The sequence below is a fragment of the Parabacteroides sp. AF18-52 genome (assembly GCF_003479145.1).
GTDB lineage: Bacteria > Bacteroidota > Bacteroidia > Bacteroidales > Tannerellaceae > Parabacteroides > Parabacteroides faecis.
In genome coordinates this window covers 77,894-99,086 of sequence record NZ_QUGR01000009.1, presented here as the reverse complement: position 1 = coordinate 99,086, position 21,193 = coordinate 77,894, and the positions used below count along the sequence as shown (strand labels likewise).

The 21,193-nt window shown below is 45.0% G+C and carries 14 protein-coding genes; 13 read left to right on the top strand and 1 reads right to left on the bottom strand.

Annotated elements, in window-relative coordinates; genetic code table 11:
* The first annotated feature begins 12 nt into the window (after window positions 1-12).
* The 11 genes from DWX23_RS15690 to DWX23_RS15640 all read left to right on the top strand — a co-directional run bounded on the left by DWX23_RS15690 (window position 13) and on the right by DWX23_RS15640 (window position 13,382).
* Entirely contained in the window at window positions 13-225 is a 213-nt protein-coding gene (locus DWX23_RS15690; protein ID WP_122351973.1) for a hypothetical protein, read from the top strand.
* A gap of 270 nt (window positions 226-495) precedes the next feature.
* Complete coding sequence (locus DWX23_RS15685) at window positions 496-858, top strand: BlaI/MecI/CopY family transcriptional regulator (RefSeq protein ID WP_122351972.1); 363 nt, start codon at window positions 496-498, stop codon at window positions 856-858.
* A 21-nt stretch (window positions 859-879) separates the two neighbouring features.
* Window positions 880-2,886: a M56 family metallopeptidase gene (locus DWX23_RS15680; protein ID WP_122375162.1), complete on the top strand. Its 2,007-nt coding sequence runs from the start codon at window positions 880-882 to the stop codon at window positions 2,884-2,886.
* Window positions 2,887-2,907: 21 nt separating this feature from the next.
* Entirely contained in the window at window positions 2,908-4,473 is a 1,566-nt protein-coding gene (locus DWX23_RS15675) for a tetratricopeptide repeat protein (RefSeq protein WP_122375161.1), read from the top strand.
* 15 nt (window positions 4,474-4,488) lie between these two features.
* Window positions 4,489-6,015, top strand: a complete 1,527-nt coding sequence (locus tag DWX23_RS15670) for a tetratricopeptide repeat protein (RefSeq protein WP_233587629.1) — start codon at window positions 4,489-4,491, stop codon at window positions 6,013-6,015.
* A gap of 54 nt (window positions 6,016-6,069) precedes the next feature.
* A complete protein-coding gene (locus DWX23_RS15665; protein ID WP_122351967.1) occupies window positions 6,070-7,245 on the top strand; it encodes a 6-bladed beta-propeller in 1,176 nt (391 codons plus the stop codon).
* Between the two features lie 34 nt (window positions 7,246-7,279).
* Window positions 7,280-8,497 carry a TlpA disulfide reductase family protein gene (locus tag DWX23_RS15660; protein WP_122375239.1) on the top strand — a complete coding sequence of 406 codons (1,218 nt, stop codon included), beginning with the start codon at window positions 7,280-7,282 and terminating at the stop codon, window positions 8,495-8,497.
* 25 nt (window positions 8,498-8,522) lie between these two features.
* On the top strand, window positions 8,523-9,719 hold the full coding sequence (locus DWX23_RS15655) for a 6-bladed beta-propeller (protein WP_122375238.1): 1,197 nt from the start codon (window positions 8,523-8,525) through the stop codon (window positions 9,717-9,719).
* 1 nt (window position 9,720) lies between these two features.
* Window positions 9,721-10,290 carry a hypothetical protein gene (locus DWX23_RS15650; RefSeq protein ID WP_122375160.1) on the top strand — a complete coding sequence of 190 codons (570 nt, stop codon included), beginning with the start codon at window positions 9,721-9,723 and terminating at the stop codon, window positions 10,288-10,290.
* 982 nt (window positions 10,291-11,272) lie between these two features.
* Window positions 11,273-12,247 carry an Rpn family recombination-promoting nuclease/putative transposase gene (locus DWX23_RS15645; RefSeq protein WP_122375159.1) on the top strand — a complete coding sequence of 325 codons (975 nt, stop codon included), beginning with the start codon at window positions 11,273-11,275 and terminating at the stop codon, window positions 12,245-12,247.
* 619 nt (window positions 12,248-12,866) lie between these two features.
* On the top strand, window positions 12,867-13,382 hold the full coding sequence (locus DWX23_RS15640) for a hypothetical protein (RefSeq protein ID WP_122375158.1): 516 nt from the start codon (window positions 12,867-12,869) through the stop codon (window positions 13,380-13,382).
* On the opposite strand, the gene DWX23_RS15635 is transcribed toward DWX23_RS15640, so the two are convergent.
* Window positions 13,326-17,348 carry a glycoside hydrolase family 2 TIM barrel-domain containing protein gene (locus tag DWX23_RS15635; protein ID WP_122375157.1) on the bottom strand — a complete coding sequence of 1,341 codons (4,023 nt, stop codon included), beginning with the start codon at window positions 17,346-17,348 and terminating at the stop codon, window positions 13,326-13,328. The two genes, DWX23_RS15640 and DWX23_RS15635, sit on opposite strands and share 57 nt — an antisense overlap.
* A 159-nt stretch (window positions 17,349-17,507) precedes the next feature.
* Between DWX23_RS15635 and DWX23_RS15630 the strand changes: the two genes are divergently transcribed.
* Together DWX23_RS15630 and DWX23_RS15625 are read left to right on the top strand one after the other, a co-directional pair.
* Entirely contained in the window at window positions 17,508-19,718 is a 2,211-nt protein-coding gene (locus tag DWX23_RS15630) for a patatin-like phospholipase family protein (RefSeq protein WP_122351965.1), read from the top strand.
* 51 nt (window positions 19,719-19,769) lie between these two features.
* Entirely contained in the window at window positions 19,770-21,179 is a 1,410-nt protein-coding gene (locus tag DWX23_RS15625) for a sialate O-acetylesterase (protein ID WP_122375156.1), read from the top strand.
* Window positions 21,180-21,193: the final 14 nt, after the last annotated feature.

Here is a 21,193-nt window from a genome sequence, read left to right as displayed (position 1 = left end):
AGAGAATCCGTTATGAAAAGAATTAATATTACAACCGGTGTCCTGCTAGTTTATCTGATTGTTATGAGCGTATGGGGATGGCCCGGGAAGCAACCTGATCCGGACTGGGTACAGTATCTTTCGGTGATGGGAGTTTCCCTGTTCGTAATCTTCCTGCTACGCTATTTGCAGATCAAACGCATGAAGATGCGGGATAAGTGGAAAGAAGAGAACGGAAAAAAATAATATCCTCGACTATCTGTTTGTCCGGGTGTCTGCCGGTTTTGTTTTTCTGCCCGTATAATCTGTTGTCGACAGTGTCGAAAGCTTTGCCGACAGTGTCAACAATATTGCCGACAGCGTCGATTATTTTGCCGACGCTGTCGGTAACAACTTTCCTGCCGGATAAAATAAATATATGGTTATACTGATCTTTAACACTTATTATCCCTTTTTTATTTGCAGATATACGATATTTTCGTAGATTTGCGATACAATCGTAAATTGATAAGAATCATGGAAAAATTGACAATGCAGGAAGAAGAAGTAATGCGCTTGATTTGGCAGATTGGTCCTTGTTTCGTTAAAGATATATTGGCGAAATATGCAGACCCGAAACCGCCCTATACAACGCTCGCTTCTATTGTAAAGAATCTGGAACGTAAGAAGTATGTAAAGAACAAACGCTACGGCAATACGTATGAGTACACGCCGATGATACCGGAAAGTGAATACAAGCGTACTTTTATGAGCGGTGTTGTTCGTAACTACTTCGAGGACTCGTACAAGGAAATGGTCTCTTTCTTTGCTAAAGATCAGAAGATTTCGGCAGATGATCTGAAAGATATCATCGACCTGATAGAAAAAGGAAAAGAATAAACCTTTAAACACCTTATTACCATGACACCGGAATTTGCCTACTTTTTGAAGGTGAATGTAGCCTTTGTACTCTTTTACGCCTTCTACCGTCTGCTCTTTTACAAAGATACGTTCTTTAAATTGCGTCGGGTTTCACTCCTTGCTTTCTTTGGACTGGCATTGCTTTACCCGCTGCTGAATATCCAGGATTGGGTGAAGGAACAGGAGCCGATGACGGAAGTGATCATGATGTATTCGGCAATGATGCCGGAAGTGACGATCACTCCCGAAACAGTTGTCAAAACAGACTGGAAAGATATGCTTCTTTCGGCAAGTTCTTATATTTATTGGGGTGTCGTGGCTCTTTTATTCGTCCGCTTCTTTGTGCAGTTGACCAGCATCCTGCTGCTGGCTTACCGCAGTAAGCGGACCATTATTCACGGTGTCGAGGTTTACCGACTGGATAAACCCGCCGGCCCCTTTTCGTTCTTCCAAATGATATTCATACATCCGGAAAGCCATTCGGATAAAGAGATAGATGAGATACTTACACACGAATGCACCCATGTGTTCCAATGGCATTCGGTAGATGTGATGATTTGCGAGCTGATTACCGTCATATGCTGGGTGAATCCTTTTGCGTGGCTTTTGAAGCGCGAGGTACGCCATAATCTGGAATATTTGGCAGACAATACCGTTATCCAATCCGGATACGACTGCAAGAGCTATCAGTATCACCTGTTAGGACTTGCCCATCATTATCAGGCTGCAGCAACATTATATAATAGTTTTAACGTATTACATCTAAAAAACAGAATTAGTATGATGAACAAAAAAAGATCTCACGGGATCGGAAGAACAAAATACCTGATATTTATTCCCCTGGCAGCCTTTCTGATGCTGCTGAGCAACATCGAGGCGGTTGCCCGTATTACAAAGGAAATAGCTGCCGATGCTGTTGCCGAAGTAAAAGAGGCTACCGAGGTGAGAGTCACCCAAGGGGATAACGTGAAAGTGACAGGTCAGGTGATTGACGATTTTAACGCGCCGGTAATCGGTGCGTCAGTGATAATCAAAGGAACCAATGTCGGTACTATTACAGATACCAAAGGTAACTTTGCTCTTGAAACAACAAAGGATGCCGTCCTTAGTTTTTCTTTCCCCGGAATGAAGTCGAAAGAGGTATCGGTAAAGGATGTGTTGGGTAACCTGAAGGTACAGTTGTATTCGGATGGAAGTACACAAAGGAATCAACCGGTTCCTGCGACTGTTCCGGCTACTCCTCAGAAGCCGAGAGATCCTTCGGACCAGGTTTTTACGGTAGTAGAAGTCATGCCTGAATTTCCGGGTGGACAAGGTGCTTTGTTGCAATTCCTGGCAAGGAGTGTTAAATATCCGGTAATCGCTCAGGAAAATGGTATCCAGGGGCGTGTGACGGCTTCTTTTATAGTAGAAAAAGATGGCTCTATCTCTGATATAGAAGTAATTCGTGGCGTAGATCCGTCGCTTGATAAGGAGGCTGTCAGGGTTCTGTCTCAAATGCCTAATTGGAAACCGGGAACCCAGCGTGGTAAAGAGGTTGCCGTTAAATATACGGTTCCGGTGACTTTCCGTCTGCAGGGAAATGATAATAGCAAACCTGCTCCCAGCGGAGATCAGAAGGAGGATGATAACGGAATAATTGTTGTCGGTTATGGTGAGCAAAAAGCAACAGAATCGGTCGATGCTTCCAACCAGGTATTTGTAATGGTAGAGAAAATGCCGCAGTTCCCCGGTGGAGAGGATGCTCTCAGTCGCTTTATTGCAAAAACAGTACAGTATCCGATAGCTGCCCAGCAAAACGGCATCCAGGGACGTGTTATTTGTTCGTTCATTATCAATCCGGATGGAAGTATCAGCGATGCGGAAGTGACCCAGGGAGTCGATCCCTCTCTCGATAAAGAGGCTTTACGTGTGATCAATCAAATGCCTAAGTGGACTCCGGGCATGCAGCGCGGAAAGGCTGTAAAAGTAAAATATACGACGCCTGTAACATTCAGATTGCAGTAATTACTTAATACATAAGAGTAGATGATGCACAAATATACTGTTTTGCTTCTTCTCAGTGTCCTGCCCTTCATAGGGCAGGCACAGAGTTTATTGCTTCAGGAACTGGTGAATAAGAAGAAATTTCCCGAAGTGATTGCCCGGGCCGATAGTCTTACTCCGGCAGATTCTGCCGATTATGTTACTATGTCGGCTATCGGCCAGGCTTACGAAGGAATGTTGGAGTATGATAAAGCCTACCTGTATTATCAGCATTGTCTGCAAATGGATACGACAAATGCGGATGCTTTCACATCCGTTGCCCGGGTGGCAATGAATCTGGGAAAAGCATCTGTAGCCAAAGACTGTTTCCTGAAAGTGCTGGAAACAGATAGTACGGACTTTTATGCCAATTATCAGCTGGCCCGCTTATATTCGCAGGTCGGCGATTACGAGAATGCCGTGTTACAGTTCAACGTTTTGCGCGATCAGGATACGACAAAGATAAATCCTGTTATCTACCGGAATATAGCTGATTGCTATATGAAGATGAATGCCATACCGGCAGCTACGATCTGCTACTATCAGGCCTATAATGTGAACCGTGAAAATGCCGGACTGGCCAGTGCGTTGGTAAATTGCCTGTATCGGTTGGGCGGACCGAATGTGCTGGACGGATTAGCAGTCTGCGATACGGCATTGTATTATAACCCCGGAAATCAATCGTTACGCCGCAGTAAGGCAATGGGATTCTATATGAATAAGCAGTATGCCACAGCCGATACTTTATATGGCGATCTGCTGGCAGAAAGCGATACTTCTTTTTTGACATTGAAATATGGGGGTGCTTCGCGTTATCTGGCAGGGCGTGCCATGGATGCGATCGACCTGTTGGAATGGGCTTACCAGAAAGATACGACGGATGTGGAAACGACTCTGTTACTAGGTGCCGCTTTGGGTAAGACATACGACCGTAAACGTGCTTTCCAATTGTTCGATAAGGCGGAACAGTTGATGCAACCGAACGAGGCTCTGGTCAATCTGTTGCTGAATTCCCGCGCTGAGACCTTGTGGAAAGACGGTAAGCCGCGAGAGGCTGAGAAACTGTTGTATAAAGAGTGGCTTGCCAATAAGGACCGTTTGGACCTGTTGTTCCGTATCGAGCAGAAGTTTTCAAATTGGGGACCGAGTTATGAAGATGCGGAAGAGGAAAGGGATCGTGCTTTATTTATCAAGGTCACCTTCCTGAAAGAATGTTTCCTGACCGGAAAGACGTTGAAAGGATTCCATGTATACCGTCCTTTATTACAATATATGTATGAAGATGCTTTCTTTCAAAAGAAAGAAGAGTTGAGATTGATTGCTCCGGATGGAAAAAGAAGTAAACTGTCGGTGGATGAACTGAAATCTATCATTGATCGCTTGCCCGAAACCCCGGAAATCGAAAAACAACTTCAGGAGCAGATGGAGAAAAACTTCAAACAGAGAAAGAAAGCGGTGAATCCTAAGCTGGAGCCTATCGATGAGAACTCCGAAGCTTTTAAAGCAGGAATGCGGGCGGCTCAGAAATCTGCTGAAGAACAAGGATCGAAAGAAAAGAAGTCGGAATAATAAAATAGAATGGATATGACTAAGTTGATCAGGATGGTAGGTACGTTGTTATTTACCCTTACCTTTTGTATCTTTACATTACAGGCTCAGGAACTTTCCTTGCAAGAGTTGGTGAACAGAAAACAATTTCCAGAAGTACTTACCCGTGTAGATAGCCTGACAGCGGCAGATTCTGCGAGTTATGCAACCATGTCGGCTATCGGACAGGCGTATGAGGGCATGTTCCGGTATAAGGAAGCATACCGGTGTTTTCAACATTGTCTGTCGATGGATACAACAAATGTGGATGCGTTGAATGCACTTGCCCGTGCTGCTATTAATTATGGTAAGATTGCAGAAGCGGAACGTTGTTACGGAAAGGTGCTGGAAGCAGATAGCCTCAACTTTTATGCAAACAATCAGTTGGCACGTCTTTATTATCAGTTAGGCGATTATGGGAAAGCGATGGACTATTATCGTACATTGGCTTCGTATGAGAGTGATAATCCCACGATCCTGGCGGGTCTGGCCGACTGTCATATGAAAAAAGGCGGTATGAACATGTTGATCGCTTTGGAATTATATGCCCGTGCCATGGAAATCAATCCGGAGAATATCCGTGTCGCTTCTTCGCTGATCAATGCCTTGCTTTGGCAAGGAGATGGAAAGGGGGCATTGCAAGTCTGTGATACTGCCTTGTTTTATAACCCGGATAACCGGCAGATACGGCAGAGCCAGGGAATGGCCTTATATATGACAAAAAACTATCTGAAGGCAGATACCATTTACAGCAATCTGCTGGCAGAGGGAGATTCTTCTTTTATCAATCTGAAATATGCCGGTGCTTCCCGTTATATGTCCGGTCATGCACTGGATGCGGTGGAACCTTTGGAACTCGCTTACGAGATCGATTCGACGGATGTGGAAACGATTCTGCTGTACGGAGGTACATTGGGTAAGACTTATGACCGGCAACGGGCCTATGAATTGTTCGACAGGGCGGAAGAATGTATGAAGCCGAAGAAGTTCTTTGTCAATTTACTGGCGACTTTCAGGGGGAGTGCTCTGGAGCGGGACGGCCGTTTCAATGAAGCTGAAAAGGTGTATTATGAAGCCTGGAAAAAGGATCCGACACAGCTGAACCTGCTGTATGAGATCAATAAACATTACTGGCTAAGGGATTCGGAGATGTTTGATGATGAGAAGCGGTTGCAGAAAGCTCTTTTCAGCAAATATATCTATATGACTGAGTTGATGAAGAAAAATGAACCGAAGGAAAACCTGTTCGGCTTCCGTTATTTCCTGGAAGACTTATACAAGGAGGCTTTCTTCCGGGATATGAAGGAGTTGACCATGCTGGCTCCGGACGGAAGGAAGAGCAAACTGTCTATGGCTGACCTGCAGGGGTTGATCAATCAGCTTCCGGAGCCTTCAGACCTGGAGAAGAAACGTCGTGAACAAATGAAAGCAGCTATGAAAGAATACGAGAAAAAACATCAGAAGGAAATAGCTGCCAGAGATTCGGCGAAAGAAATTAAAATAGAAGGGAAAGCCGTCAAATAGGAATGGATGGCAAAACCGGGATCATACGGTATTAATCATTAAATCAGTACGGATATGGGAAAAAGTATCAGAATCACAGGAGTATGGTTGCTCGTATTGGCATTCTATATGCCGCTTATGGCACAAAAGAATATCGCTTTTGCGGATGGTGTAAATAAGCAGAAAGAGCTAAACTTGAGTGATGTAGCCTCCGGTGTGAGATACATCCCGTTGGAAACGACTACGGAGTCATTGCTGGATAAAGATATTCTGGATGTGACCTTTACTGCTGATTATCTGTTTGTCTGCGATTATGTTAATCTGTTCCAGTTTACGCCGGAAGGTAAATTTGTCCGTAAGATAGGAAAGGCGGGGGAAGGTCCGGGGGAATATACCCAGTCCATCATGGCTGTCACTTACGATGAAGATGCGAAGCAGATCTTTATGTCCGATTTCAGAAAAGGAAAGGTACTGGTTTATTCTTTTGACGGTAAATATTTGTATGATATTGAGACACAACGCGGCTCGATGACTACTTATAGGGATAAAACCGGTAATCTGTTCGGAGTAACCAATGAATACCTCTACTCGAAGGATAAAAGGGGAAAAGAACTGTTCGTATATAATACCAAAGGAAAGGAATTGTATAGCTTCCACTTCAGACCGGAAGAGGGAATCCGTTATCCGGGAATTATCTTCACGTATGGCATTCTCTACGACCATCAGGGAAGTACTTATTATAAGAATCCTTTGGAGACGACCATCTTTCGTTTGGAAGGGAAGAAAAGAATCCCGGTTTATAAACTGGATCTTTCCCAATATGAGAAATTGTCGGGCGAGAGTGATGCCGTCATCGTTGTTGACAAGAAAGCGAATACGGGAACCAACCTCCCCAATAAAGCTGCTGAGAAGAAGTTCAATTTCTTCAATATCGTGGAGACGGATCATGGAATGGGAATCGAGTATGCTCAGGAAAATGAACGTCGTTTTGCCTGGTATGACAAAGAAAATGGAACCCTTTGCCGTGTCCGTTCCCCGAAAGCCCAATGGGATGGCTTTACCGAGGATATGGAAGGCGGTTGTGCTATCTTTCCCCGTTTTATCAGGAATAATAAGATGATTGCCGTGTTGTCAGCCTCCATTCTTCTGGAGAAAGTAAAACCGGCTGATGCCAAAGGCTCTCTGGAAAAACTCCTGCCTGATCTGGTAGAAGATGATAATCAGGTGTTGGTAGTCGCTCAATTGAAATAAGAAGAACAATATGAATATGGGTAAACAGATTCGGATGACGAGTATATTACTGCTCGCTCTTATCTTTTGTATTCCCTGCATGGGGCAAAAGAAAAAGCTGGACACGGGTACGGCGGAGTACCTGAAAAAGGTGTTGGAAAAACTGGATGAGGTAAGTTCGGCAACTTATTATGAAGATGTGAAGGCGTGGGAACCGGGTGATACCATTCCGGTAGTGGCAGAGCGTCTATTCTGTAAAGAATATACAAATCCGAAAGATACTACTATCGGAAGTAGTTTCGTTATATTGAAAGGAACGGACACTACCCGTTTCGAATTTGGCTATAATGGTGAAGTGAATGTAACCACCTATCATGACAAGAAAGGGATCATGATCGATGATTTTACGCATAGGGATTTGCCATTCAGACTCGTATCACCTCCGTTTTTTAATTATACCAAAAGTATTGTTAACTATATCCTGGAGACGACCGATAGTATCTCGACCGATTTGAAAGAGTTCGACGATTACCGTTATTTGAAACTGGTTATCCATGAGGACAGGCAGGTCGAGTTCTTCGGAAAGGCTTATTATATTCCCAAGCCTCCGTTCGATTTTGGAGATCCTACTTCTGTCTATGAGCTATGGATCGGTAAATCAGATGACTTACCTTATAAATATCGGCGGGAAATGTCGCATAGCATTTCTTCTTCAGACTGTGTGGATGCGGAACTAAACAAGATCTCGATTTCCGATTTCGACCTGTTCAGCTATTTCCCGGAAGGTTATGAGATTAGGCGATATGGGGAAGTGAGGGATACGACGCGAAAGTCGGATCTCGTTGGTAAGAAAGCTCCGGATTGGGTATTGAAAGACGCTAATGAGAAGACAGTCTCGTTGTCTGATTATGACAAAAGCAAAGTGTTGGTCATTCAGTTGACGGGAATCGGTTGTGGACCGTGCATGGCATCCATCCCTTTTCTGAATAAGTTGAAAAAGGATTATAATACGGAAGATGTCGAAGTGGTTGCCATAGAAACATGGGTGCGGAAAGGACATGCCCTTCAGAATTATGTCGGCAGGCATAAAATAGGGTATACTTTTTTAGCTGCCAACGATGATGTCGTCGAGGCTTTTCAAACCGGAAGGGCAGTCCCTTTTTTTTTCATCCTCGATGGTCAGCGGATAATCAGAAAAGTCATACAGGGGTATAGTGCAGATACAACGGACGAGGAGATTATTGGCGTTATCAATGAATTACTATCGAAATAAGCGGGATAATCAATCAGATACGGTTATGAATAAGATCTATATATCTTTTATATTTTCTGCTAGTCTGCTCCTTGCGGCTTGTGGAGGAAAGAAATCCGGTGAAGAAGCCCTTTCGGAAACAGTATTTGATCCGGAATATCCGGTAACGATTTCTTTTGTGAAAGGTATTGAGACGGAGCAGGAAGTCTTGTTGAGTGAAATTGCCGAAAAGGTAAAGATTGTTCCGTTGGAAACGAAACCCGAATGTTTGGTGGCCAAAGTATCCCAAGGAATGATACAGATGGTGGATCATAATCTGTTCATTCCGTGCAGCGAAGGACTATTGCAATTTACAGATGACGGTAAGTTTGTCCGCTCGGTAGTCAAACGGGGGCAAGGACCAGGTGAATATAGCATAATCCGATTTATAGCGGCTAACGACAGACTGAAACAGATTTATATAATGGATAATGGAAGGATTCTTACCTATACAGTAGACGGCAACTATGCAGGGGAGTCTAAAATGCCTTTCTGCTGGCAGTTTACCTTGTTGGGAGATAGTACGTATGTCGGCTACTTCTATAATAATACAGGTCAGAAGAAAGATCGGCTTGTTCTGGTTAACCGGCAGGGAGAGACATTGAAAACTTACCCTCAATACGATCAGTTTACGATTGCCAATGGGTTGAATTATTATTTGTGGGGACGCTATGACCGTTATGTTTATTCTTTTAAGGAAGAAGCCTGTTGTAAAGAATATTATAATGATACGGTCTTTACGGTTACTTCGGAGCAACTTCAGCCTCGCTACATTCTCGATTTGGGAAAGTATAAGATACCGAAAGAAAGACGTTTTGAGATTTTGGAGGGAAACTGGCAAGCCTATTCTGAGCCTGCACAAGCCTATCTGCGGCCGGATTTCCACGAAACTTCCCAATGGGTGTTTCTCCCCTATACCTCCTGGGACGTTACTAACAAAGATGAGTCGCCTCGTCTGGCTCTGTATGATAAGAAGAAAAGAACTTGCTATAAGGTGAAAAACAACCGGATCAAGAATGATATGCAAGGCAGTTTGCCTTTTTATCCGGAAACGCGCATGGCAGATGATGTATTGCTTTATTATCTGGAAGCATCCGAAGTACTGGAATTGGCGGAAGAAGATCCTTCTATTCTTGAATATGAACAATTGAAAAATCTGAAGGAGGATGATAATCCGGTATTGATGATTGTTTATTTGAAGTGAGATGGTAAAATATTTTCAATTGATCGTATTATTTCTGTTAATGATTGGTTGTGACAACAAACAATCGTTTCCGGTTCGTCTTCATTATGAAGAGACAGAATCTCCGGCAAGTATTCAAAAAATAAAGTTATCCGGCGAATTACAAGGACTGGCGTATAATATTCGGATGGCACACTACAGGGATGGGGTTGTTTCCTATAAAATATTAAATGGACAACCCTTTGTGATTGAGGATACGGTGTTGTCGATTCGTATTGAAGCCGAACCGCTTCATGCACACGAAGTACGTTTTACTATTGAAGGGGAAAAAATAGTAGAGGAAAGAGTGGAAGTGGAGGATGTCTTACACAGTATCTTATTGGAAACATATTCTGCTGTCCCTTATTTCTCTAAGGATACAATCCCTCTTATCGGATATACGAGTGGTGCTTTATATGAGACTATGGTTGACGGTGAGTTAAGGCAGGGCGGCAGCTATTGTGATGTCCGTAATGCTAAACGGTCACCGAAGGAATGGCATAACGTGTTCGATATGAAAGAGTACATATGGTTTGATCTGATTATTGAGTGAGATGATGAAGATTGAACTCTTATCCCATTGCCCCGTTTTTATTTCGGTTTCGATATTCTATTTTTCAAAAACATCTACCATATCTGCCATATATCTTTATATGGCTTATAAATCAATTAATATATGAGTGGTGGTAGATGTAAAAACACCTATCACTTTTTACTTGTATCTACCATCTTTTTGTGTTATTTTTGCTCCCATTCCTTAGGAAAGTCGTAGAAATGGGAAAAGTCTCTTCAGGAGGTGCCAGTTTTTCTGCCTGAAAAACTTTAGTTTTCCAAGTAGGAAACAAAAGTTTCGTAGGCAGGAAACTATTGTTTTGTCCCTACGAAACTTTTTGTTCGTGTCGTTTAACGATTTTAGTTGACCACTTGGTGTCTTATGTATAATACAGGTAGACTCGGTTTGTACTTAATACTACTCCAGGTTGACCCTTTTTATTCTTATAGATGAATTGGGTAGACTTTATTATTCGACAAAAATAATCAAGCTCCCAATTATCTCTAAAAGAATTATGAAAAAAACACCGCTGAGGTTTGCCATGCTTCTTTCCTTCGGGCTTGGTTTTATCCTGTCTGACTTATCGTATTCAGCTTTTTTATCGCCTTATCCCTGTAGCTCACCCATCTTTTATTGAGTTCCCCTTTGCGTCCGGCCGCTTGGTAAGGAGTCATACCACCGTCCAAACTCCAATGGGGCGTTCATGGTTATAGAACTTTATGGCAGTTTTACGGCAAACTTTACCTCCGATATCTGAGTAAATACCATACCTCTAAGAAGCGTTCTTTATTGTATTGTTCACCCGTTCAGCAACGGCATTATCTTTCGGATTGCCGCCTTCTGTCATGCTGATAGATATCTTGCATTCTCCGTTGGCACATTGGTATATTGGCAAATTATTAATAAGATTATCCCTTATTATTTCTCGTTGTACATGAATAATACGTATATTTGTAGAGCTATTAACATAAAACACTTAATTATGAGAGAATTAGATCCTAAAGCTATGGCAGAGAATGAACGACAAGAGTTGCAAGACCGGTATATCCGCTTCGATTGGGCAGTGAAGCGCCTGTTGCGCCAGAAGGCCAACTTCGGTGTGCTCGAGGGTTTCCTTACCGTCATGCTGCGTGAAGAGGTCAAGATCCTTGAAATCCTCGAAAGCGAAGGCAACCGGGAGAGTGCCGACGACAAATTTAACCGTGTCGACATCAAGGCCAAGAACAGTAAAGGCGAGATCATCATCGTTGAAATACAGAACACCCGCGAAGTACATTATCTCGAACGCATCCTCTACGGTGTAGCCAAAGCCATTACCGAACATATCTCGCTGGGCGAAGGCTATCAGAATGTAAAGAAAGTCTACTCCATCAGCATCCTCTATTTCGACCTGGGTGTGGGGACGGATTATATCTACCACGGGCAAAACCATTTCACGGGAGTACATACCGGCGACCGCCTGCGAATTAACACCCGCGACCGTGATGCTGTGATCACCCGCCTGCCGGCGGAGATCTTCCCCGAATACATCTTGGTTCGCGTGAACGAGTTCGATAAAATAGCCATGACGCCGCTTGACGAATGGATCGAATATCTGAAAGACGGTACGATCCGCCCGGATACGACAGCTCCGGGTCTTCGTGAAGCCCGCGAGAAATTGAAATACTACTCCATGTCTGCGGTTGAACGACATGCCTACGATGAACATCTGAACGCGATCATGATCCAGAACGATGTGCTCGACACCGCCAAATGGGAAGGCCGGATCGAAGGGCTGGCCGAAGGGGAAGCTAAAGGAAAAATAGAAGGTCTTGCTGAGGGGAAAGCAGAAGGACTTGCTGAAGGGAAAGCGGAAGCTTTACGCCAAGCCGCAACCAATATGAAACGTATGGGGATGGCAGTTGCCAACATTGCCGGCTGTACGGGATTGTCGGCAGAGGAAATAGAGAAGTTATAGAAAAAGGTGAAACCTTTTTCAGTTGACAAGTGACAGTTGACAGGTAGGCTTCGCAGTCCAATAATGAGTCAATGTACCAATTTAGAAAAAAACCTTAGTTTTATGAAGGCGGTCCTCTTTCTGTCAGGATATGATAAACAGGTAGTAAGCCTGCAAAGTGGTAGTTGTGACAGATAAAATAAATCTGCGGTCGCTAATAGCTTTTTGCTCACTTCGATGGATAAGTTCCAGGTCACAATATCCGACATTTCAGAGATGAGCGTCATTCACTGAGACCAAACCTGAAGACTTCCATCTTATAGCCTGTCGTGCGCCACATCGTGTTTATCCCCCAAACAGAGGCATTTGTTGCGTAAATAGTGTTGTTTTGTTTATAATCCTCTTATTTCGGAAAATTATGACTGTTTTTCTTGTTGATTCGGAAAACCTCTTTACCCTTGCAACGATTCCGTAGTGGGCAGCGGCTCGCAATGAACAGTTTCAATTACATATTGTAAGCATTTTACGAAGATTATTCCTAACATAAAATCTAGCAAATTTTAAACACACCGGAGTAATGGACAGTAAATGCTTGCGCTGACTACGTATAAGTGTATCTACCATTTTATATGGGAGGATTATGTTATATAGTATAAGCGCAGGCACAGATAGCGGAAAGGCTGAAGGAGAACTGGGTAAATATCTGGGTGCCGGTATTTCTGCAGCTGCTAGTGGTTTGAGTAATTTCGAATTCCTTGCACAGGGTACAGCTGTAGTCAACCTGTCTACTCCTCAGTATCAGTTTGTTATTTCTGAAGTAAATACGGAAACAAACGAGATTACTTTCACAAACCGTGAAACAAAAGAAGGCTTTACATGCTTGTTGGATACAACAGCTACGGTCGGTGTATATAATGTAGTGAGTATAACAAAAACAGGAAATGCTGATCCTACAGCAGTTAAAGTGGCTAACCTGACTACTGTCGGTAAGTATGACTTTACTACTTCTATCAATATGACAGGTAAAAACAAAGCCCCGGCGGAATTACTGCCGGGGCTTTCGCTATTAATATATAAAGGAAAGTATCGTTCTATTCTCTTATTCACTCAGGATCGTAAGTTCTGCCCCTGTGGCAAAATCCTGTCCGTTTTGTGAGCTTAATGCTGTGAAACGGATATAACGTCCTTTTACCGGTTTGTCAAAGAGGACTTTCTTTTCATCCCGGTTATTGGCGAATATGCCTTTGCTAACAGGTTCCCCCCAGTTCTTGCCGTCCTGGCTTACCTGAATGGAATATTCTTTGATATTGCCATTGTTGCTGTCTTTGCGCGGCATATAGATAAAGCCTTTGAAAGCCTTCTCTTCACCGGCGTCCAGATCTACCCAGTGCGGATATTTTGCAACGGTAACAGAATACATACTGTGCCAGATCGTGTTCGGATCGCCGTCTACCAAATGCTTGGCATCCCCTTCACCCACTTCTTCACTGCTGGCATAAATCACTTCCGTCTGAATACTTTCCAGTTTGTTGAAAGTCTTCACCGACTTAATCTCCGGGTTATTCTTCAGCCAGGCTGTGATCGTTCCGCCTTCCCGCATAGGAATTGCTTCGGTATATTCTTTTGCTTTCTTATCCTTATTGATTGTGTAGCAGAAAACAGCCTCTTTGTCGATAGACGACAATTCAACCAACCCTGTACGGCTGCGGGTAATGGAGAAAGGAATGTCGCCGGCAGCCGATACCTGTGCTGCAGCCGACAAATCCGGTGAAGCCGGACGGATGATGAAACCGATATTGTTTTGTCCGGCAAACACACGGTCATGGATCAGTGGGCCGCCCTGACCGCAACTGTTGCCTCCCAGACCTGTAACGGCCAGGTCGAGATGCAGATACGTATCACCGGCTTTTGGTAATTGATACGGATGTCCTGCCAATGTCAGGTCGAGTGCTGTGTATTGTAATGCCGAAGTAGAGAGACGGTCGGTTGCTACAAAGATGGCTCCCTTACCTGCCTTGTCGGTCAGTGCACACCAGCGTACATCTTCGTGATTACCCATATCCTGGGGTTTCGGGAAGTTTACGAACTGATCGGCTACAGTCGAACGGTATGTTTCGATGAACTGTCCGGCTTTGCGGTCGGCGTAGTTTTCAACGGGACCTCGTCCGTAATAGGTGTAGTTTTCGTAACGTTGAGGAACTCTCATCACATACCCCAGACGCGGCAGAACCAGACTCGGGTTGTTGGAAGTAATGCTTGCCTGCAATTCGATGGAGCCGTCGCGGTAGATCGTCCATACCTGGTCGGTAGTGAATTTGAAGTCGTCTTCACCGAATACTTTGTCGGTCAGTTCTTCTACTTTATTTTTACCGCTCGATGTCCCGCCTAATATCTTGGCTGCATTAGGAGCTTGCGACTCAACGGTATAGAACAATGCGACAGCACCGTCTTTCCTCTTGATCATTTTGAAGGAAGTCGCTTTATGTTTCAGATTGTGCAGTCCGGCTTCAAACCAGCTTCCGTAGAACCAATTGTCGTTGTTGGTGAAGGCACGGAAAGCATCCAGTTTCGGACCGTTACCGTCGGTGATAATGGTTTCGCCTCCATAGTTCAGGCTGTAGATCGTTCCCGTTTCATTGTCGAATTTGGCGACGAAGTTATCTCCTTTGATTGTGAGGCGATGGTCGGCCTGTATCTCGATAACCGGTTCTCCGGCAGAGGCATTCGCCACTTCGCTGATCGCGGGTTTACCTGTTGCTGCTTTTACCGGGAGTTGTTCTTCCGCCATTACGTAGCCTTTTGGAGCCCATGGTGTATTGTCGTTCAACAGGAATTGGATTTTGACGAAATATTCGTTGTCGGCCTTCAATTTACTGTATGTATAAGGTACGGAAACCTGTACGCGGGTACGTGGTGCCACTTTGCCCGGATTCAGTGAACCGTTTTCCACTTCTTTGCCGTTTTCATAAAGCGACCATTTGACATCGTAGCCGGATAAGTCGTTGAAATAGTATTTGTTGAATATCTCGAAAAGACCTTTTTCCGTATTGACTTCCGATACACCGATATGCTGGTATACTTTCTTTACTTCATAATATTGCGGTTTCGGCTCCAGGTCGCCGAATACGATACCGTTCATTACGAACTGCCCGTCGTTCGGCGTATCACCGAAGTCACCTCCGTAAGCCAGATAACGTTTGCCATCCGGAGTGTAGTTATAGAGAGACTGGTCTACCCAGTCCCAGATAGCGCCGCCGCAGAAGAAATTGGTCGATTCCATGGCATCCCAATAGTCGATCAGGTTACCGCAGGCATTTCCCATCGAGTGGGCGTATTCAGAGATGTGGAACGGATATTTGATATCATAATCGCCTTTCACGGCACCGCGTACCCATGAGATGGAAGGGTATTGATTGGAGCCCATGTCTACGATATCATTATTTCGTTCATACTGGACGGGACGGGACAGGTCTACTTTCTTCAGTGCGTTGTAAGCTTCTACAAAATTCGGTCCCGGACCGGCTTCATTTCCTAATGACCAGATCACAATAGACGGGTTGTTGATATTGGCATGTACCATTTCCAATACACGGGCCACATGTGCATCCCTCCATTCTTTCGGATGAGACAGAGAGGCGGCACCATAATAGTATTCGTGCGATTCGATGTTTGCTTCATCTTCCAGGTAGAGCCCGTATTTATTACACAGATAATACCAGTACGGATCATCCGGATAGTGGGAGTTGCGGACATGGTTGATATTGGCACGTTTCATCAGCATGACTTCATCTTCCATCATTTTACGGGTGATGGCGTGGCCTACTGCCGGATTACTTTCGTGACGGTTGACACCTTTCAGTTTAACCGTTTTGCCGTTTACATAGTAGTAACGTCCTGCCAACCCGAATTCATCTTCCGAAGCAGGCGTGTCTTTGATCTCTACTTTGCGGAAGCCGACAATCGTGGAGAAGGTTTCTATCGTACGGCCTTTTTTGTCTTTCAGTTCTCCGACCAATGTATAGCGGTATGGCTGTTCTGCAGACCATTTATTCGGGTTTTGTATATTCAAAACAGCTTCGGTCCCGATTTCCTGTCCGGCTGCCAGTACAGGGACGGGAACAGATGCCGTTACATTTTCTACTTTTGTATTCTCATCGGAATATAGTTTGTTGGCATATAGCGAGTAGGTCAGTGAATAATCTTTGGCCGCCTTTTTCCCCAGATTGCGGATATCGGCGCAGATGGTCAGCGAACCGTCTGTGTAAGTCGCATTCAGGTCGGGAGTAGCGACCAGGTCGCGGACATGCAGTTGAGGAACGGCAGTCAACGAAACATTGCGGTAAATACCCGGCAGGCGGAACATATCCTGTGCTTCCAGGAACGAACCGTCCGAACAGCGATAGACCTCGGCTGCCACTATATTCGTCCCTTTTACCAAGTGGGGAGTGATATTGAAGCTGGCCGTATTGCGTGAGTTTTTGGAGAAACCTACATAGTGGCCGTTTATCCAGAGATAGAAGAAAGAATCCACTCCGTCGAAGTTGATAAAGACTTCTTTTCCTTCCCAGTCTTTGGGAATAGTGAACTCGCGGCGATAGGAACCTACTTCGTTACGGTGTTTGAAAGTCGTCCAGTTTTCGGGCGGCGTACGCATCACACCGCCGCGCCAATCGTCGACTGCCACTTTATGCTGGAAGATAACGGGCTGGTTCACATAGATAGGTGTCCCGTATTTCTGTGTCCCGTCTTTCTGAAGACCGACGATATTCCAGCTCGACGGTACGGGGATATTATCCCAACCCGATACGTCGAAGTTCGTCTGGTAGAAATCTTTCGGACGTTCTTCGGGAGTCGGTACCCAGTTGAATTTCCAGTCTCCGTTCAGCGATTGCCAGTAAGTACTGTTTTCCGGTAGTACTTTCCGGGCGCTTTCCTGATCCTGGAAAGAGAAGAAATAGGCATGGGGTTGTTCTTTGTTCAGCGCAATGTTTTCGGGCGATTCCCATTCATTCCCTTTTGGCGCTTGTTCTGTGGCATACTGGTAGCCTTTCAATGGCTCTACTATCGCATGACTTTGTAGGGTAAAGCAGCATAGTAACAGGCATAATGTACTTTTTTGCATATTGAGTGTTTTTCTATAGTGAGAATACTGGTTCAAAAGTAGTACATTTATCGGAGAGGATAATGGCTTATTTACTATTTTTATGTACTTATCGGCTTTGAAGTGATTTGTTTGCATCTTTGATATAAACCGATTACATTTGTCATAAATAGAGTGGAGATGAAAAAGTTACTATGCTTTTTGCTGATGGTGCTGGCTGTTTTGCCATCTTTAGCGGCCCAACGGAAGAAAGTCGGGGTTGTGCTTGGTGGCGGAGGAGCAAAAGGAGTAGCTCATATAGGCGTGTTGAAAGTGTTGGAGGAAGCTGGTATTCCGATCGATTACGTGGCGGGTACCAGTATGGGAGCTATTGTCGGAGGATTATATTCTATCGGATATACTCCGGCTGAAATAGATACAATGGTGTTGGAGCAGGATTGGACAATGCTGCTCAGCGACCGTATCAAACGGAATAGCCTGACTTTTCCGGAAAAAGAAAATTCCGAACGGTATATTCTATCCCTGCCTTTCGGAAAAGAAAAGAAAGACCGTGTCATCCAGGGAATGATCAAAGGGCAAAACCTGATGAATCTGTTTTCCAATCTGACAATCGGTTATCATGATTCCGTCGATTTCCAGAAGTTCAATATTCCTTTTGCCTGTGTCGCGGTGGATGCTGTCGACGGGAAGGATTATGTGTTCCGTAAAGGTAGCCTGCCGTTGGCAATGCGTGCCAGTATGGCGATACCGGCTGTGTTCGCTCCTGTCCGCCTGGATAGTATGGTCTTGATAGACGGCGGACTCAATGACAACTTTCCGGTTGATGTCGCCCGGCAGATGGGAGCCGATATCATTATCGGTGTGGATCTGGGAACCAGCGATTTGAAGAAGCTGGAAGCCCTGAATACGCCCGGTGATGTGGTAGGGCAGATCATCGCCCTGCATGGATATGAAAAATATGCGAAGAACAAGGAGCAGACAGACCTGTTACTCCGTCCGAATATGACATCTTATAATGCTGCCAGTTTCACTACGGTTGCGTTGGATACCCTGATCAGGCGTGGAGAACAGGAGGCTTATGCCCATTGGGACGAGATCATCGCATTGAAAGAGAAGATCGGGATAGCAGAAGATTTCCGTCCGGAAGAACACGGGCATTTCCGGAAGTCCTATCCGGCGTTGCCTACCGATAGCTTTTATATCCGTACTATTTCTTTTACCGGCACGGATCCGAGAGATGAGAAGTGGCTGATGAAGATCAGTGGCTTGCGTGAGAACAGCCGGATCACGTTGAAGGAACTTCACCATGCGATGTCTGTGCTGATCGGTTCCAATGCTTACTCCAATGTGAATTATATGTTGACGGGAGAGCAACAGCAGGATCTGGTACTGACGGCACAAAAGAAATCGGTTAGTTCCGTGAATCTTGGCCTGCGTTTCGATTCGGAAGAGATCATCGGTGTATTGGTGAATGCGACTTTCGATTACCGGGCACGTAACCATTCCAAGTTGGGATTTACCGGGCGTGTCGGGGGAAAAACCTCGTATGCCCGTCTGGATTATGCCATCGAAAGGAATCCGTTACGTAACCTGAACCTGGCTTACCAGTTCACTTATCAGGACCTGGATATTTACAGGAAAGGGCATAAAACGTTTAATACCAGTTACACCCATCATTTTGCCGAATTCGGCTATTCGGATATGAACTGGTTGAATTTCAAATTCAAACTGGGGTTACGTTATGAATATTACGATTATAATTCTTTCCTGTATACGGGGGATAACAACCAATTTGAAGTAAAGCCGGAGGGATTTATCAGTTATTTTGCGATGGCTCATCTGGAGACACTCGACCGGCGGTATTTTCCGACGAAAGGTGTTTCCCTGAAAGCCGATTATTCTGTATATACGGATAACTTTGTCAATTATAACGGACACGCTCCTTTCTCGGCTATCGGGTTGAATTTTACTTCCGTCATTCCTGTTACTGCTCATTTCAGCGTTCTCCCTTCTCTGTACGGACGTGTGCTGATCGGGGGAAATCTGGCGTATCCTTTTCTGAATGCGGTCGGCGGTGAGGCAGAGGGACGTTATGTTCCTCAGCAGTTGCCTTTTGCCGGGATCAACCGGATGGAGATATTCGATAATTCGGTTGTTGTAACCCGCTTGCATTTCCGGCAGCGGATTGCGGGGAATAACTATATTTCCCTGATCGGTAACTATGCGCTTCATCACAATGATTTCTTCCATCTGCTGAAAGGGAAAAGTGTATGGGGAGGAAGTCTGGGGTATGCTTATAATAGTATAGCTGGTCCGCTAAGCGCGAATTTCAGCATGTCGAATCAGAATACAAGCCTTCAGTTTTATCTGAATCTGGGGTTCACTTTCTGATTTTTGTTGTACATTTGTTAATCCGTTAATCAATCAAATACAGAGAAATACATGAAACTTACACGAATGATGGGAATGGCTGCCGGCCTTTCCTTATTGATGGCCGGTATGCAGGCTCAAATCAGTCTGCCGTCTGTTTTTGCCGACCATATGGTATTGCAGCAAAAGAGTGAAGTACCCGTATGGGGATGGGGAGATGCCAGTGCGACAGTGAAAGTGGTCGGCAGCTGGGCTCCGAAGGATACAGCGACGGCAACAGTCCGTTCGGACGGCAGTTGGGATACGACATTGAAGACGGCAGCCGCCGGAGGACCTTATACCCTGTCTGTTTTGGGTAATGGCAGTTGTGAATTGAAAGATGTAATGTTAGGGGAAGTCTGGCTTTGCAGCGGACAATCCAATATGGAGTGGACTCCGATGGCTAACATAGATAATCGCGACGAAGAGATAGCTGCTGCCGATTATCCGAATATCCGTTTCTTCCATATCCCCAAGCGTGGAGCCGCCACTCCGCAGAATAATTGCGAAGCGTCGTGGGCCACCTGTACACCCGATGTGATGAAGAATACCAGTGCTGTGGCATACTTTTTCGGGCGCGATCTGCAAAAAGACCTGAATGTCCCCATCGGTTTGATCGTTTCGGCATGGGGAGGAACTCCGGCCGAAGTATGGACGCCGGAAGAACTGGTAATGGATAATCCCCGCTTACGTGATGCGATGCCGGATAAGACCTACCCGTGGTGGCCGGTCGAACCGGGTGTGTTATATAACCAGATGATCAATCCGGTTACTCCTTATGCCCTGGCCGGTGCTATCTGGTACCAAGGTGAGTCCAACCGCGACCATCCGGATTCTTATGGAATCCTGATGAAAACAATGATCGAGAGCTGGCGGAAAAGTTTTAAGAAAGACTTCCCTTTCTATCTGGTACAGATCGCTCCTTTTACCTATAATGCCGGAGATAACGGTGCTGCTTTGGTTCGTGAAAATCAGGAATGGGTAGCACGTACGGTTCCGGGTTGCGGAATGGTGGCTATCTCCGACTGTGTAGCTGATCTGAAAAATATTCATCCGACAGACAAACAGAGTGTCGGACTTCGTCTGGCTAATCTGGCCTTAGGGAAAACATACGGGCGGCTTGAGTCCGGTTTTGAATCTCCGGTGTTCGAAGGGATGACAGTCAATAAAAATAAAGCCGTTATTTCTTTCCTTCATGCCGATAACGGGTTAATGTGTAAGGAGAAACAAATCGTTGGCTTCCGGATAGCTGGTGAAGACGGCGTCTTTGAGCCGGCAAAAGCGCAGATCAAAGAGAGTACGGTTGTCGTTTCTTCTCCCAAAGTGAAAAATCCGGTTATGGTGCAATATTGTTTTGATGATGCTACTGTCGGCAACCTGTTCAATAAAGAGGGATTGCCGGTTGCACCTTTCCGGACGGACAGAAACTGGGATAATGAATAATATAATTCCTTATC

Bases quoted from the DNA above. Each gene is read 5' to 3' on its own strand.
- DWX23_RS15690 (WP_122351973.1), top strand. From the start codon at position 13: ATGAAAAGAATTAATATTACAACCGGTGTCCTGCTAGTTTATCTGATT.
- DWX23_RS15685 (WP_122351972.1), top strand. From the start codon at position 496: ATGGAAAAATTGACAATGCAGGAAGAAGAAGTAATGCGCTTGATTTGG.
- DWX23_RS15680 (WP_122375162.1), top strand. From the start codon at position 880: ATGACACCGGAATTTGCCTACTTTTTGAAGGTGAATGTAGCCTTTGTA.
- DWX23_RS15675 (WP_122375161.1), top strand. From the start codon at position 2,908: ATGATGCACAAATATACTGTTTTGCTTCTTCTCAGTGTCCTGCCCTTC.
- DWX23_RS15670 (WP_233587629.1), top strand. From the start codon at position 4,489: ATGACTAAGTTGATCAGGATGGTAGGTACGTTGTTATTTACCCTTACC.
- DWX23_RS15665 (WP_122351967.1), top strand. From the start codon at position 6,070: ATGGGAAAAAGTATCAGAATCACAGGAGTATGGTTGCTCGTATTGGCA.
- DWX23_RS15660 (WP_122375239.1), top strand. From the start codon at position 7,280: ATGACGAGTATATTACTGCTCGCTCTTATCTTTTGTATTCCCTGCATG.
- DWX23_RS15655 (WP_122375238.1), top strand. From the start codon at position 8,523: ATGAATAAGATCTATATATCTTTTATATTTTCTGCTAGTCTGCTCCTT.
- DWX23_RS15650 (WP_122375160.1), top strand. From the start codon at position 9,721: ATGGTAAAATATTTTCAATTGATCGTATTATTTCTGTTAATGATTGGT.
- DWX23_RS15645 (WP_122375159.1), top strand. From the start codon at position 11,273: ATGAGAGAATTAGATCCTAAAGCTATGGCAGAGAATGAACGACAAGAG.
- DWX23_RS15640 (WP_122375158.1), top strand. From the start codon at position 12,867: ATGTTATATAGTATAAGCGCAGGCACAGATAGCGGAAAGGCTGAAGGA.
- DWX23_RS15635 (WP_122375157.1), bottom strand. From the start codon at position 17,348: ATGCAAAAAAGTACATTATGCCTGTTACTATGCTGCTTTACCCTACAA.
- DWX23_RS15630 (WP_122351965.1), top strand. From the start codon at position 17,508: ATGAAAAAGTTACTATGCTTTTTGCTGATGGTGCTGGCTGTTTTGCCA.
- DWX23_RS15625 (WP_122375156.1), top strand. From the start codon at position 19,770: ATGAAACTTACACGAATGATGGGAATGGCTGCCGGCCTTTCCTTATTG.